The sequence below is a fragment of the Pseudoalteromonas sp. J2K-J599 genome, from assembly GCF_059295115.2.
Genome location: NZ_CM200271.1, coordinates 413588 through 428016 on the forward strand (window position 1 = coordinate 413588; position 14429 = coordinate 428016).

12 protein-coding genes are annotated in these 14429 nt (G+C 38.8%); 10 read left to right on the top strand and 2 right to left on the bottom strand.

Annotation, left to right across the window (positions count from 1 at the left end; genetic code table 11):
- Window positions 1-326: 326 nt before the first annotated feature.
- Window positions 327-2672 carry a bifunctional aspartate kinase/homoserine dehydrogenase II gene (gene metL / locus AC5NT5_RS01840; protein ID WP_494513257.1) on the top strand — a complete coding sequence of 782 codons (2346 nt, stop codon included), beginning with the start codon at window positions 327-329 and terminating at the stop codon, window positions 2670-2672.
- A 63-nt stretch (window positions 2673-2735) separates the two neighbouring features.
- Here the strand turns inward: metL and AC5NT5_RS01845 are convergent, their stop codons facing one another.
- On the bottom strand, window positions 2736-5228 hold the full coding sequence (locus tag AC5NT5_RS01845; RefSeq protein ID WP_154903923.1) for a penicillin-binding protein 1A: 2493 nt from the start codon (window positions 5226-5228) through the stop codon (window positions 2736-2738).
- A gap of 130 nt (window positions 5229-5358) precedes the next feature.
- Here AC5NT5_RS01845 and AC5NT5_RS01850 point away from each other — a divergent pair, with 130 nt between their 5' ends.
- The 9 genes from AC5NT5_RS01850 (at window position 5359) to AC5NT5_RS01890 (ending at window position 14286) form a co-directional block, all read left to right on the top strand.
- Window positions 5359-6438, top strand: a complete 1080-nt coding sequence (locus AC5NT5_RS01850) for a pilus assembly protein PilM (RefSeq protein ID WP_024596029.1) — start codon at window positions 5359-5361, stop codon at window positions 6436-6438.
- Window positions 6426-6998 carry a PilN domain-containing protein gene (locus AC5NT5_RS01855; protein WP_002958376.1) on the top strand — a complete coding sequence of 191 codons (573 nt, stop codon included), beginning with the start codon at window positions 6426-6428 and terminating at the stop codon, window positions 6996-6998. The genes AC5NT5_RS01850 and AC5NT5_RS01855 overlap by 13 nt, the downstream gene beginning before the upstream one ends.
- Window positions 6988-7593, top strand: coding sequence for a type IV pilus inner membrane component PilO (locus AC5NT5_RS01860; RefSeq protein WP_024596028.1), 606 nt, complete (start codon window positions 6988-6990; stop codon window positions 7591-7593). Before AC5NT5_RS01855 ends, AC5NT5_RS01860 begins: the two co-directional genes overlap by 11 nt.
- The gene (locus AC5NT5_RS01865; RefSeq protein WP_154903925.1) at window positions 7590-8129 is read left to right on the top strand and encodes a pilus assembly protein PilP; all 540 of its coding nucleotides are present in this window, start codon (window positions 7590-7592) and stop codon (window positions 8127-8129) included. The genes AC5NT5_RS01860 and AC5NT5_RS01865 overlap by 4 nt, the downstream gene beginning before the upstream one ends.
- On the top strand, window positions 8116-10221 hold the full coding sequence (locus tag AC5NT5_RS01870; RefSeq protein ID WP_494513258.1) for a type IV pilus secretin PilQ: 2106 nt from the start codon (window positions 8116-8118) through the stop codon (window positions 10219-10221). The genes AC5NT5_RS01865 and AC5NT5_RS01870 overlap by 14 nt, the downstream gene beginning before the upstream one ends.
- A 184-nt stretch (window positions 10222-10405) precedes the next feature.
- Window positions 10406-10924, top strand: a complete 519-nt coding sequence (gene aroK, locus AC5NT5_RS01875) for a shikimate kinase AroK (RefSeq protein WP_004589350.1) — start codon at window positions 10406-10408, stop codon at window positions 10922-10924.
- A gap of 27 nt (window positions 10925-10951) precedes the next feature.
- Window positions 10952-12022: a 3-dehydroquinate synthase gene (gene aroB / locus AC5NT5_RS01880; protein WP_494513259.1), complete on the top strand. Its 1071-nt coding sequence runs from the start codon at window positions 10952-10954 to the stop codon at window positions 12020-12022.
- Window positions 12023-13375, top strand: a complete 1353-nt coding sequence (locus AC5NT5_RS01885) for an SPOR domain-containing protein (protein ID WP_494513260.1) — start codon at window positions 12023-12025, stop codon at window positions 13373-13375. It abuts the gene before it with no gap.
- 53 nt (window positions 13376-13428) lie between these two features.
- Complete coding sequence (locus AC5NT5_RS01890) at window positions 13429-14286, top strand: Dam family site-specific DNA-(adenine-N6)-methyltransferase (protein ID WP_002958383.1); 858 nt, start codon at window positions 13429-13431, stop codon at window positions 14284-14286.
- Here the strand turns inward: AC5NT5_RS01890 and AC5NT5_RS01895 are convergent.
- Window positions 14243-14428, bottom strand: coding sequence for a DUF2970 domain-containing protein (locus AC5NT5_RS01895; protein WP_002958384.1), 186 nt, complete (start codon window positions 14426-14428; stop codon window positions 14243-14245). The genes AC5NT5_RS01890 and AC5NT5_RS01895 overlap by 44 nt on opposite strands.
- Between the last annotated feature and the right edge of the window lies 1 nt (window position 14429).

Here is a 14429-nt window from a genome sequence, read left to right on the forward strand (position 1 = left end):
CCCATGAATAGGCGATAACGCAGCATAAATACCAAACATGCGCTGCCCTTTGGGTTCTTTCTAGGGACGATTAACTCTTTGTTGCTCGGTTTTTACTTAGCCCACTAGGTTACAAACCTCGCGCCGCGATTTAATCGCCCCTAGATTGAACAAATTTCAATCCACAAAGAACAACACGCCCTAATCAATTTGAGGGATTAAACCGCACGATAAAATCGTTAAAAATTCCTAATATAGAACAACTAAATAACGAAATTTTTGCCTTGTTATCGATACGGTTTTCTTTCCTCAAAATAGACAACTTAATTAAGCGAATTGGTATAAATATGGTCAATTGTGTACATAAATTTGGTGGTTCAAGCTTAAGCTCTAGTGAGCGCTATCAAAGCGTAGCTAAAATAATTATTGGGCATACTCAGCCGGGTGACTGTGTTGTGGTATCTGCTGCAGGTAAGACTACAGATACACTTGTGTCGTTGTGGCAAAGTTATCAGCTGCAAGACACGCAAGCTGTCGCTGATATTTTACTGCAGTTAAATAACCATCAAAGCGATTTAATTGAGCAGTTATTACAAGCTGATTTAAAGCGCTGCGCACTTAAAACACTAAATACCGAGCTTAGTAATATTGCAGAACTTGCTCAAGCTGAGCAGCTAAAAGAGGCTGCGTTACTTGCGCATGGGGAACTGTGGTCAGCACGTTTACTCGCTACTTATTTACAGCAGCTAAATATTGAGGCGTGTGCTCAAGATGCCCGTAGTCTTTTTACCTTAAACGATGGTGAATTAATGCATGCGCAAAATGCGCAGCAATGTCGACAGTCAATTTTACCTAATAAGATAAATGTTGTTACTGGGTTTATTGCCGCCGATACGAAAGGTGAGACCGTAACACTTGGACGCAACGGTAGCGATTATAGTGCAACACTACTTGCAAATTACTGTAATGCTAAGCAAGTATGTATTTGGACCGATACACAGGGAGTGTTTAGCACTGATCCTCGTAAGGTTAAAAAAGCGATTAAATACGGCAAAATTTGTCGCGGGCAAGCTAATTTATTAGCTCGTTTGGGTAACCCTGTATTACACGCAAAAACACTATCGCCACTTAAAAACAGCGATATTAAGCTAGCTGTTCGTAGTAGTTTTGATGTGCAAGCAAGCCCAACAGATATAGTAAAAGAAGGTTCAGCAAAGAAAAAGCGCTTTATAACCACGCTGCAAAATGTTGATTTGTTAATGGTTGAAGGATTAAGTGAAGGTGAGGTCGCAAGCGTTAGTCAGCTTATTCAGCATAGCCTTCATCATTTTAACCATAATGGTGAAGTGTATTTAGTAGTACCGGCTGCACAAACATATCAAGTTATTAATTACTTTGCTGGTAGAGCTAATATTAGTGAGTCAAATTTAAATGGCTGTGCAATTATTGCCCCTGAGCAAGACGTTAGCGTACTAAAACTGCAAGCTTTAGAAGTATTAGCTGAGCAGACTATAAAGCCGCGTTTTGTGCATCAAGATAATGGTTATGTTTTATTACTAACAGACCAATTTATAGATAGCGATATACAAAGCGCCTTACACGATAAGCTAATCAATAAAGGCCAAGAAATAGCCGTTATAGTTGCGGGCCTTGGCAATGTAGGCGATGCTTTTATTGAGCAGTTATCGGCACAATTTGAGCGTTTATCAGACGACTTTAGTATTAAATTGGTAGCGCTGGTTCGCTCTAAACATATGTTATTTAATGCAAGTGGCATAAATATATCGCAATGGAAAACTCAATGGCAGCATGAGGCGAATAGCTATGAAGCTGCGGATTTACTTAATGCGATAAGCGAGCTTGACTACGAACATAAAGTTTTAATTGATATTACTGCAAGTGAGCAGTTTAGCTTTTTATATACAGATTTTGTAGACCGAGATTGTCATTTAATTAGTGCTAACAAATATGCAGGTACAGCACCTACTTCTTGGTATAAAGCACTTCGTAGTAACCTTGGCGAACGTAATTTACATTGGCGATATAATACAAGTGTAGGTGCAGGCTTACCTATCAATTTTGCTTTGGCTGATTTGCAAAATAGTGGTGATAAAATTACGCGTATTGAAGGCGTGTTCTCGGGTACACTTTCGTGGTTATGTAGTAAGTATGATGGTACCACTGCTTTTTCTGAGTTGGTATTAGAAGCACAGAAAATGGGGTTCACAGAGCCTGACCCTCGCGAGGATTTATCTGGACGAGATATGCAGCGTAAGTTACTTATTTTAGCCCGAGAGTTAGGTATAGAGCTTGAGCTTGATGATATTAGCTTATCGGCATTAATGCCCGGTGAGCTTGCGCTAGGAAGTTGGGAAGACTTTCTAAACAATAAAGCCCAGCTAGATGCGTTCATTGAAGAGCATGCTGATACAGCAAAAGCTAATAACTCAGTACTGAGATACACAGGCCTATTAGATATAACAAAAACTGAAGTTATCGCTAAAGTAGGAGTTACGTATGTGCCCAATGGGAATGCGTTAGCAAACCTTACACCTGGCGATAATATTTTTGTAATTAATAGCAAATGGTATAGTGATAACGCGCTTGTGATTCAGGGGCCTGGGGCTGGGAAAGAAGTAACCGCTGCGGGTGTACACTCTGACTTATATTGGCTTGTTCAAAACTTAAAATAAGCGATTATTTAAATTAAAACGGCAGCTTAATTAAGCTGCCGTTTTTGTATTACAGAGATATTATTAAAATAGCTCTTCTTCGGTTTTTGTGTCTTCTTCAAATATATCGTTTGGCTGAGATAGCACATACTTTGTCGGTGCAGTGCCTTTTTCAAAGTATTCAAAGCGGCTGGTGTAGTCATTTTTGTGGCTTAGCAAACCAGTGGCTAAATCAATACGAATCGAAACAAGCCCCTCAGGTGGCTCAATTGGCGCTTCAGGTGTTCCTTCAAGTGCGGCTTTCATAAATTCAATCCATGCAGGCTGCGCTGTTTTAGCTCCCGATTCAGCACCAGATATTTGGCTGCTATCTAAGTTGTTATTGTACGTAGAACGGCCAAGAGCGTTACCTGGGTTATCAAAGCCCACCCACACAGAAGTCATTACTTTACTGTTAAAACCACTAAACCAGGTGTCTACAGAGTCATTAGTTGTACCTGTTTTACCCGAAAGATCACGACGTTCTAAAGCTTGTGCGCGCCAACCTGTGCCACTCCAACCCGTTTTATGGGCCCAACTACCGCCGCCCCAAATACCGCTGTGCATTGCATCAGCAATTAAAAATGCATTCTGCTTAGAAATAATTCTCGGTGCACATTTTTTTGTTGGTTCCACTTCATCACTACTATTATGAAGTGAGAATTCATTGCGTGTCGGTAAAGACTCCTCGTCACAGGCTAGGGCAGGGTTTGCTTTGAACAATACATTACCGTAAGCATCTTGAATTTCTGAAATAAAGTAAGGTTCAATTAAGTGGCCACCATTGGCAAATGCACTCATGCCACGGGCAAGTTCAAGTGGAGTAATGGAAGCACTACCCAGTGCTAGTGATTCACTGCGATTAATGTCTGAATCTTTAAAGCCAAACTTTAATAAATGATCAGCTGTACGTTGTAATCCAACGCCGCGTAGTAAGCGCACCGAAATAACGTTTTTAGATTGTGCTAAAGCACGGCGAATTCTTATCGGACCATTATATACAGCAGGGCTGTTTTTAGGGCGCCATGCTACGCCTTGGCTTTTATCCCATTGGTTTATAGGAGCATCGTTTAATATAGACGCAAGCGTGTAACCTTTTTCAAGTGCTGCTGAATATATAAAAGGTTTTATATTAGAACCTACTTGACGCTTTGCTTGTACCGCTCGGTTATATTGACTTTGCTCAAAGCTGTAACCACCTACAATAGCTTTAATTCTTCCATCTTGTGGGTCGAGTGACACAATAGCACTTGATGCTTCTGGTATTTGGCTTAGTAAGTAGCTGTCATCTTCATTTTTACGCACCCATATTTGCATTCCTGGCGTTAAAATATCTGTAGCTGCTTTTGGAGCAAAACTTTGGCGGTAACGAGTAATATATTTACGCGCCCATTTTAAGTTATCCCAAGTAAGAGTTGTGCGCTCGCCACTTTTAAGTAATACCGACGCTGTTTTATCATTAACACTAAGCACGGCTGCTGCTTTCAAAGTACCCAACTCATTTACGCTTTGTAATTTATTGAGTATTTGTTGCTCAGTTAAAGCAGGTTGTGTTTCAGGGTCCCATAAAACATCTGTTGGTCCTCTAAAACCATGGCGCATATCATAATTATGTAAGTTGTTTACAAGTGCGTTTTGCGCTGCTTTTTGAACTTTAGACTCTACCGAGGTGAAAATTTTAAAACCTGAGTTGTAAGCTTTATCTATTCCATAACGCGAGACCATTTCAGCGCGCACCATTTCAGAAATATACGGGGCGTATAAATTTATTTCAGCACCATGAAAATAAGCGGTGATAGGTTGGCTCGTTGCTTCGTTATATTCTTCTTGAGTAATATAATTTTCAGTTAATAAACGCCCTAAAACAACATTTCGGCGTGCTTTTGCACGCGTTGGGTTACGAATTGGGTTTAAAGCTGAAGGGGCCTTGGGTAAACCTGCAATCATCGCCATTTGTGCAAGTGTTAAATCTTTTAACTCCTTACCGTAATAAACTTGTGCTGCAGCACCAATACCAAAAGCGCGATTACCTAATTCTATTTTATTAAGGTAAAGCTCTAAAATTTCGTCTTTTGTTAATACACCTTCGATATGTAGCGCTATAAATATTTCTTTAACTTTACGAATATATGCTTTTTCGCGAGTTAAAAAGAAATTACGAGCAAGCTGCATAGTAATAGTACTTGCGCCTTGTTTTTTCTCGCCGGTAGATATAAGAACAATAGCCGAACGTACAATACCTATAGGATCTATGCCTATATGATCGTAAAATCGATTATCTTCTGTCGCTAAAAATGCATTAATGAGGGTTTGAGGAATTTCATCAATAGTCACTGGAATACGACGCTTTTCACCAAATTGATTGATTAAAAGCCCATCTTTTGTGAATACTTGCATAGGAGTTTGTAATTGCACGTCTTTTAAAACTTGCACACTGGGGATATCAGGTTTAACGTAGTAATAAAGACTGACCAAAGTGATCAGACCAATTAACACACAAATGATAAAAAATTGTAAAGTTCGTTTTAATAAAATCACTTATATTTCCCTAAATGGACTCCCAATTGCGAGTTTTGACTGCTAGTATATATTGATTAAAAAATGAATAATATTTTTTCAGATAAAAATTATAACTTGTTTATTATTAAAACAAAGGCCAAGTTGAAACATGCTAAGTCAACTATTTCAAAAACCGTCCCCGATGATGGTAGGAATTGATATTGGATCGCACTCTATCAAAGCGGTGCTTTTACGTGAAATTGAAACTGGATTTCGACTAGAAGCACTTGCAATTGAGCCGATGCCAAAAGGTGCGATGAGTGAGCGCACAATCCAAGATATTGAAGCGATTGGTAACGTTATTACAAAATTAAGAAAAAAATTACCGAAGTCGTTAAAATCTGCTGCAGTGGCTGTTTCTGGCCAAACAGTTATTACAAAAGTGATCTTCATGGATGTATCGTTAACAGATGCTGAACTTGAATCGCAAATTGAAATTGAAGCTGATAGTTTAATCCCTTACCCACTTGATGAAGTGAGCCTCGATTTTGAGAAGCTTTCGACGAATGAGGCCGATCCTAGCAAAATGAATGTTTTGCTTTCGGCTGCTCGTACTGAGAGTGTTGAAGCACGGGTGGGCGCTTTAGAAGCCGCAAATCTAGAAGCCAAAATAGTAGATGTAGAAAGCTACGCATTGAGCCGTGCTATGGACGTTTACTATCAACAATTACCTAGCGATGCATTTAATAAGTGTGTGGCTGTGGTCGATATTGGCGCAGTTTTAATGCTTGTGAGTGTTGTGCAAGCTGGGGAAACCATTTATACCCGTGACCAAGTTTTTGGTGGCGATCAATATACAAATAGTATTGTTGCTTATTATAATAAAGGCTTTGATGAAGCCGAAATAGGCAAAACATCAGGTGATTTACCGCCAAACTATACCTTTGAAGTATTAGCCCCTTTTCAAACTTCGTTACTTCAACAAGTTCGCAGAGCTGTGCAAATGTTTTTAACAACCAGTGGTAAAGAGCAAATAGATTATATTGTATTAACGGGCGGTACATCGATGATAAAAGGTATCGACCGATTGCTTATTGAAGAACTCGGTATCCACTCAGTTGTTGCAGAGCCTTTTGTAAATATGGAAATTTCCCCAAAGGTAGACCGTAATATAATGCAGCGTCACAAAACGCAGTTTGCAATTGCAACAGGGTTGGCATTAAGGAGCTTTTCAACATGCCACATATAAATCTACTGCCTTGGCGTGAATCACAACGCGAAGAATCGAAAAAGAAATTTGTAACTATACTTGTTGGTGTCGTTATACTTTGTTTTGCAAGTATGTATTTATTAAGCTCCTTTTATAGTGCTTTAAAAGACGGTCAAAACTTAAAGAATAATTATTTAAGCTCAGAAATTAGCATGCTAGATAAAAAAATAAGTGAAATACGAAGCTTAGATAAAAGAAAGGAAAATTTACAACAGCGTATGAGGCTCATTGAAGAATTGCAAAGCAGCCGTAACTTGGGTACGCAAATAATGGATGAAGTTGCCAAAATAGTGCCTGGCGGTGTTTATTTAACAAAATTGGAGCGCAAAGGCAGCCAAATACATGTTTTAGGACGTAGTGAATCTAATAACCGCCTATCAACAATGCTCCGCCAAGTACAAAGCTCATATTTACTAGAGAATCCTTCAATGCAAGGCATTGTTGCAGGCGATCAATCTTCGCGTTTACTTAGTGATTTTAATATGGAATTTTATGTAAAACCATTTGATAAAATTGGTGAGGTTAGCGATGAACCTTGATTTTAAAGCACTGAGTGAAATTGATTGGAATGAAATAGAGCTTGATAACATTGGTGATTGGCCAATTGCTGTTAAAGCAATTTGCTGCACATTTGTTGCGGGCCTTGTATTGTTTTTTAGTTATAGCCTATTAGTTTCTGATGAAATTGACAGCTACCATAGTGCCGTGGCAAAAGAAGTTGAACTACGAACAACTTATCGAACTAAGTATGCAGTAGCGAGCAAGCTTGAAATATATCGTCAACAAATGATTGAAATGGAAGACAAGTTTTCACAGCTATTAAAGCGTCTACCCACTTCGAACGAAACTCCTGGTTTACTTGATGATTTATCATATGTTGGGACAACGAGTGGTCTGACTTTTTTAAAAATAGGTTGGCTGCCAGAAGTTGAGAAAGAATTTTATACCGAGCTGCCGATTAAAATCGAAGTAATAGGTAGCTATCATGAGTTTGGTGAATTTGTAGGTAAAGTGGCCCAGTTACCCCGAATTGTAAGCTTACATGACTTTTCTATTTTATCATCGGGCGATAAACAGTTAACATTCAGTGTTGTTGCAAAAACATATCGTTATGAAGAAGGGGTTAAAAAATGAAACTCCTTCGCGTAGTACCTTTAGCTATAGCATTTGTTTTAGCGGGTTGTAATGATGACACTTCTGAGCAAAAAGAATTTATTGATCAGGTAAAAGCAAGCACAACACCAAAAGTTGAATCAATTCCTGAGCTGACAAAGTTTGAAATATTTGAGTATAGCGCTGGCCAGCTACGTAGTCCGTTTGTAGCACCTCAGCCTGAGATAATCCAAAATAAATTAACGCAAGTAAAAAACTGTTTGCACCCAGATCAAGAGCGTCGCCGCGAACCGTTAGAAAAATACCCGCTAGATAACTTAGCAATGAAAGGCACAATAGGTTCTAGTGGACAAATTTGGGCATTAATTACAGCAACAGATGACACTTTGCACCGTGTAACGGTAGGGAATTATCTTGGTAGTTATGATGGCAAAGTAAAAAGAGTAAGCAACGACTATATAGAATTAGTGGAATTAATCCCTGATGGGTCTGGCTGTTGGAAAGAGCGCCTGACGAAATTAGAAATGTTAGAGGCGGCAACAGATGGCGCAAATTAATAATAAAAAAGGTAAAAATAGGATGCATAAGGATGTACTTTGGCTTCATCGTATTTCACGGACATTACTGGCTGCTGTTGCTTTAGTCACTGTAAACTCAGCCATAGCTGGGCCATTGCTTTATGATGTTCGTTATAATCCATTACTTAAAGGCGAAACTGAATTACAGCTTGTTTTTGATGAAGAGTTAACCTTTGAACCAAAAGTTCAAGTGTTTAATAGTCCAGCCCGAATCGAAATGTTTTTTGATACTGCAGAGTTAGAGGTTGGTTTAAATGATGTTGAAGTTAATCAAGCTGGAATTAGCAGTGTTACTAATGTTTTAACTAGCAGTGGTTTAAAGGTAACGGTAAATTTAGATAGATTAAAAATTTATGAGACTGAAGTTCATAACAATTTAGTATCGATACGTGTCTCTGATAACCCTCTAACAGAATCTGAAAATGAAGATGTAGTGATGGACTCAGGAGATGTAAGTGGAAATTACATTAACCGTATCCAGTCAATTGATTTTAGACGTGGTGAGAAGGGTGAAGCAAAAGTACTTGTATTTTTACAAGACACTCAAGCTGCAATTGAAGTCCATGAAAGTGGCGGGAAAATTTACGCTGACTTTCATCACACCGATATTTTAGACGATCTACTTTATGAATTAGATGTATTAGATTTTGGTACTGTTGTAAGTAATATCGAGACTTTTAAAGAAGATGGTTTAAGTCGTGTTGTTATCGAACCTAATGCTCAGTTCACGTTTACGTATCAGCAAATAGATAATATTTTAACGTTGACAGTAGAAAAAGATGAAACGCAAAATGCGTACTTAGATGGTGGGGTTGAGTATCAAGGTCGCCCTATGACCTTAAATTTTCAAGATATCTCTGTGCGTGCAGCACTGCAAATTATCGCGGGTTACAACGACTTTAACTTAGTAACCAGTGATTCAGTAACGGGCAATATAACGCTGCGCCTAGATGGTGTACCGTGGGATCAAGCGCTTGACGTAGTACTACGTATTAAAGGGCTAGATAAGCGCATGGATGGCTCTATATTAATGGTAGCGCCTGCAGAAGAACTTGCAGCACGTGAAGCCAAAGATTTAAAAGCTAAACAGCAAGTTGAAGACTTAGAGCCTCTATATAGTGAATACATCCGATTAAACTATGCTAAAGCCGAAAATTTTGCTGACTTATTAAAAACAGATACAAACAGTATTATAACTGCCCGTGGTAGTGTATCTGTTGATCAACGTACAAATACTTTGTTAGTAAAAGATACTGTTAAGAGTATAGAAAATATTCGTCGCATGATTGAAACGCTCGATATTCCAGTGCAGCAGGTTGTAATAGAATCTCGAATGGTAACGGTACGCGATAACGTTACCGAAGACTTAGGCGTACGGTGGGGCTTTAGTGATCAGGGCAGTAGTGTTGGTATTTCAGGCTCTCTTGAAGGCGCAGAAGGTATTTATAATGCGACATCTACTTCAAATGCACCAAGTATTTCAGACCGATTAAATGTAAATTTACCTATCACTAACCCTGCGGCTAGCATTGGCTTACACATAGCAAAACTGGCTAACGGTACGCTGATTGATTTAGAACTAAGTGCGCTTGAGGAAGAGAATAAAGGCGAGATTATTGCTAGTCCACGTATCATAGCGGCTAATCAGCAAAAAGCCCGAATAGAGCAAGGTACTGAAATTCCTTATACTGAGTCAGCTTCAAGTGGTGCTACTACCGTAAGCTTTAAAAAAGCGGTACTGAGCTTAGAGGTTACACCTCATATAACGCCTGATAATAAAGTTATTTTGGATTTAGTAATAACGCAAGATACTCGGGGTGACACGGTACAAACGGGTACAGGTGAAGCGGTATCTATTGATACTCAAGAAATTCAAACACAAGTGTTAGTCGAGAATGGCCAAACCGTAGTACTCGGTGGTATTTTCCAACAGCAGATCATTAATACTACGAGTAAAGTGCCAATTTTAGGTGACATTCCTTACGTAGGAAGACTATTTAAAACCACAAGTGAGTTTAATGAAAAGCGTGAATTACTTATTTTCGTGACACCGAAAATACAAATTGATTAAAATACAGTGGTTTTATGTTAACCAACGGGTGATTATTTAGATTAATTGCTCGTTATATGGCTTTTTATTCTAATTGACTTGAAATACCCCTGCAATTACTGAGATAATCCCCTCCTTAATTTTGGGGCCAGGTCGTTAGGCGGGGTTTTATTTCAAATTTTAGAGTTTGTTTGTACTAAAAGATATGGCTGAGAAACGTAATATATTTCTAGTTGGCCCCATGGGGGCTGGCAAAAGCACGATTGGTCGTCACATCGCTGACCAATTACACCTTGAATTTGTTGATTCTGATCAAGAAATCGAACGCCGCACAGGTGCAGATATTGCATGGGTATTCGATCTTGAAGGTGAAGAAGGCTTTAGACTTCGAGAAGAGTCTGTTATTGGCGATTTAACCGAGATGCAAGGCATTGTACTTGCTACCGGTGGTGGTTCAGTAATGAGCAAAGAAGTTCGAAACAAGCTTTCGGCTCGAGGTATAGTTGTATACCTAGAGACACCTATAGAAAAGCAAGTTGCACGCACGCAACGCGACAAGCGTCGCCCATTACTGCAAACTGAAGAAGCACCTCGTAACGTACTAGAGCGCTTAGCAGAAGAACGCGAGCCCCTATACAAAGAAGTTGCCGATTTTGTTGTACGTACCGATGAGCAAAGCGCTAAAGTTGTTGCTAACCAAATCATCGAGAAATTAGATTTTTAAAAACCAATAATAAGGAAATAACTAAGCATGCTTAAATTAACAGTTAATTTGGACGAGCGAAGTTATCCTATTTATATTGGGCAATCTGCACTTCAAGATAATGGCCGCCTGGTTCACCACATTGGTGATTGTCGGCCTATCATCATTACTAATGACACAATAGCGCCTTTATATTTACAAGCGTTACTTGACTCATTAGCAGATCAAAATCCGCTATCTTTTACTATTCCTGACGGTGAACAATATAAATCACTTGAATGGTTTGAAAAAATATCAGCATTTTTACTCCAAAATAACTGTGGCCGAGATACGTGCTTAATTGCGTTAGGTGGCGGTGTTATAGGTGATCTAACTGGTTTTGTAGCGGCGTGTTATCAGCGCGGCGTACCGTTTATTCAAATACCAACGACAGTGCTTTCACAGGTTGACTCATCGGTAGGTGGTAAAACGGCAGTAAATCATCCTTTAGGTAAAAATATGATAGGGGCATTTTATCAGCCTCAAGCGGTTTTTATTGATACACAAACATTACACACCCTACCAGCAAGAGAGTTTGCAGCAGGTATGGCTGAAGTAATTAAGTATGGTCTGATTTACGATACCGAATTATTTGCATACTTAGAGCGAAACGTAGCTAATTTGCAGCAACTAGATGAAACATGTTTACAACATATTATTTTTAGATGTTGTGAAATAAAAGCACTTATAGTTGCGCAAGATGAAAAAGAGCATGGTTTACGTGCTTTATTAAACTTAGGTCATACATTTGCCCATGCAATTGAGGCAGAAATGGGCTACGGCGTTTGGTTACATGGCGAAGCTGTTGCAACAGGCATGGTATTAGCAGCTAAACTTGCCAAGACACGCCAAGATTTAAGCGCAAGTGAAGTTGATCGAATTATTAAGCTGCTTGAGCTATATAATTTACCAACAGAAATTCCAAAGCAAATGACTAGCGAGCAGTTCCTAACGCATATGCGTAAAGACAAAAAGAATAAAAGAGGCACTATACGCTTTATTCTACCTACCCAATTTGGCCAGTGTGCATTAGTTGATGATGTTTCTGATGACCAAGTTAGAGACTTAATCGAGCAGTAAATGCAGTCACAAATTTTACCAAGCCGTGCGGCTTTGGTGGATAGAATCGCACTGCAATTTGAGTACGGACAAAATTTAATAGTTTTACTTGGCACATCGGGGCTAGGTAAAAGTTATATGCTCGAAACCTTCATTACAGATAAATACAATGACTTTAATAAAGCGTTTGTGCAAGTAAGTGCACAAATGACTGACGCTCAACTAATGAGCGATTTATTAGAGCAAAGCTTTAATTCCCCTTTGGTTGATCATAATTTAAGTTTACCTGAAAACTATTACCAGCTGCTTGAGCAACAGCAGTGCGGACCTTGTTTATGGGTGCTTGATGGCGGTAGGCAACTATCTGAAGAGATACTAATTGAGCTTGAGCTGCTTTCTAAAAATAGCCCTAATACGTTGTATATCATAATTGCATCACAGTCTAAACTTGCTTTAAATGACGCTGTCGAAATTTACTTGGAGCCACTAACGCTTCGAGAAAGCAAGATGTTATTGCAGTGGTACTTTACTGATTTGCCTTATGATGAAGACCCTGTTTTTAGTACTTTTTTAGCCGAGGCTCATGGAAACCCCAGTTTATTGCTTGCTTGGCAACCTAGCGAGCACATAGCCGATATTATCGTTAAAGATAAAGTATCTTGGCGATTACACTTATTGATTTTGATGTTGTTAATTATGCTTTTAATTATTGGTCTGCTTTATAAGTCTGATATGACGCAGTGGTGGCAACAATATTATCAGCAGGAAGAAACACAAGTCCTAAATACAGCAATATCTGTAGAGCAAGTAAGTGAGCCGGTTATAAAGCAAAATGACTCAGTAGTTAGCTTAAATGACCCTGAAGGAGTTGAGCCAGATATTGAGCCAAAGAGCGTACACATTAATGATGTGCCTGCTATCATGCAAAGTCTTAGCGAACCTGCAAATACAGTTAAGGTATTAGACAATGCTATTGATAATAGCGCTAAAAACAAAAGCAGTGAAGCAGGTGACGTTGTATCTAAAGCTCTAAAAGTAGAGAAAGTAAATACAGCAGAGCAAACTCAGATCAGCCAAGATAATATTTGGTACATGCAGCAAGCAGATACAAATAGTGTTATTCAATTATTAGCGGTAACTCAGCAGGAAGTTCGCGATAATTTCATTGCTCAATTCAATCTACAGCAGCAAGCACATTCTTACCAAACGAAGCGAAATAATCAAATATGGTGGGTTGTTACATTTGGCAGCTTTGAGAGTATAAACGAGGCAAAATCAGCAATGGATACTTTACCCCCTGGGGTTAGAAAAAATAAACCTTTCTATAAAAAAATTAGTAAAATAAAGCAAGAAATAGCAGTCGTTGATCAGTAAAACACACTGCTTTAGTGTAAAATCGCGCAACACCAGATTGAAGTAAAGAGCCAATGCAGCAAAAAAGTAGAGCCTTCCTTAAATGGGCCGGCGGAAAATACAGCCTAGTTGAAAACATTAATGCGCGATTAAACCAAGCTAGCAAGCATGCTGATACTTTGGTTGAACCTTTTGTTGGTGCAGGCTCTGTGTTTTTAAATAGTGACTTTAAGCACTATATCCTCAACGATATCAATGCAGACTTAATTAACTTATATAAAGAGCTTAAAAGCTCTCCAGATGAGCTTATTAGTGACGCTAAAAAGCTATTTGTTGATTTGAATAATCACGCAGATGCGTATTACGAATATCGTGTGCAGTTTAATCAAAGCCGTGATGTATACGAACGTTCAATCTTGTTTTTATACATGAACCGCCATGGTTACAACGGACTGTGTAGGTATAATTTAAAAGGCATTTTTAATGTGCCTTTTGGTAAGTATAAAAAGCCTTACTTTCCTGAAAAAGAAATGTATTTTTTTGCTGAAAAAGCACAAAAAGCAACGTTCACTTGTTTAGATTACGATGACGTTTTTAAGTTAGTGCCTAACAATGCTGTTATTTATTGCGACCCACCTTATGTACCATTAAGTAAAACGGCTTCTTTTACGTCTTACGCAAAAGGGGGGTTTAATTTAGATGATCAGGCTAACTTAGCTAATTTGGCAGAACAAGCCGCATTTGAAAATAACACACCTGTGCTTATTTCAAACCACGATACCGTGTGGACGCGTAAAATTTATAGCCAAGCATCGCTTGAACAAATTCAAGTAAAGCGCACTATTAGCCCCAAAGGTGGCTCTAGAAATAAAGTTGACGAGTTGATGGCTATGTATTTAGCACCCAAGCAACCACTGCGTAAATTGCGATAACAAAAGCAACAAATAGTACAATCGCAATTAAAATGATGGATAAAGGGGAATGTTGTTTAAAATCGACTTGGCGTTTATTTTCAGACTGAACACCAAAAAATGCAGCTAGCACACTTTGCAACGCGCTAAAAAATTGTAGCATT

Bases quoted from the DNA above. Each gene is read 5' to 3' on its own strand.
- metL (WP_494513257.1), top strand. From the start codon at position 327: ATGGTCAATTGTGTACATAAATTTGGTGGTTCAAGCTTAAGCTCTAGT.
- AC5NT5_RS01850 (WP_024596029.1), top strand. From the start codon at position 5,359: ATGCTAAGTCAACTATTTCAAAAACCGTCCCCGATGATGGTAGGAATT.
- AC5NT5_RS01855 (WP_002958376.1), top strand. From the start codon at position 6,426: ATGCCACATATAAATCTACTGCCTTGGCGTGAATCACAACGCGAAGAA.
- AC5NT5_RS01860 (WP_024596028.1), top strand. From the start codon at position 6,988: ATGAACCTTGATTTTAAAGCACTGAGTGAAATTGATTGGAATGAAATA.
- AC5NT5_RS01865 (WP_154903925.1), top strand. From the start codon at position 7,590: ATGAAACTCCTTCGCGTAGTACCTTTAGCTATAGCATTTGTTTTAGCG.
- AC5NT5_RS01870 (WP_494513258.1), top strand. From the start codon at position 8,116: ATGGCGCAAATTAATAATAAAAAAGGTAAAAATAGGATGCATAAGGAT.
- aroK (WP_004589350.1), top strand. From the start codon at position 10,406: ATGGCTGAGAAACGTAATATATTTCTAGTTGGCCCCATGGGGGCTGGC.
- aroB (WP_494513259.1), top strand. From the start codon at position 10,952: ATGCTTAAATTAACAGTTAATTTGGACGAGCGAAGTTATCCTATTTAT.
- AC5NT5_RS01885 (WP_494513260.1), top strand. From the start codon at position 12,023: ATGCAGTCACAAATTTTACCAAGCCGTGCGGCTTTGGTGGATAGAATC.
- AC5NT5_RS01890 (WP_002958383.1), top strand. From the start codon at position 13,429: ATGCAGCAAAAAAGTAGAGCCTTCCTTAAATGGGCCGGCGGAAAATAC.
- AC5NT5_RS01895 (WP_002958384.1), bottom strand. From the start codon at position 14,428: ATGCTACAATTTTTTAGCGCGTTGCAAAGTGTGCTAGCTGCATTTTTT.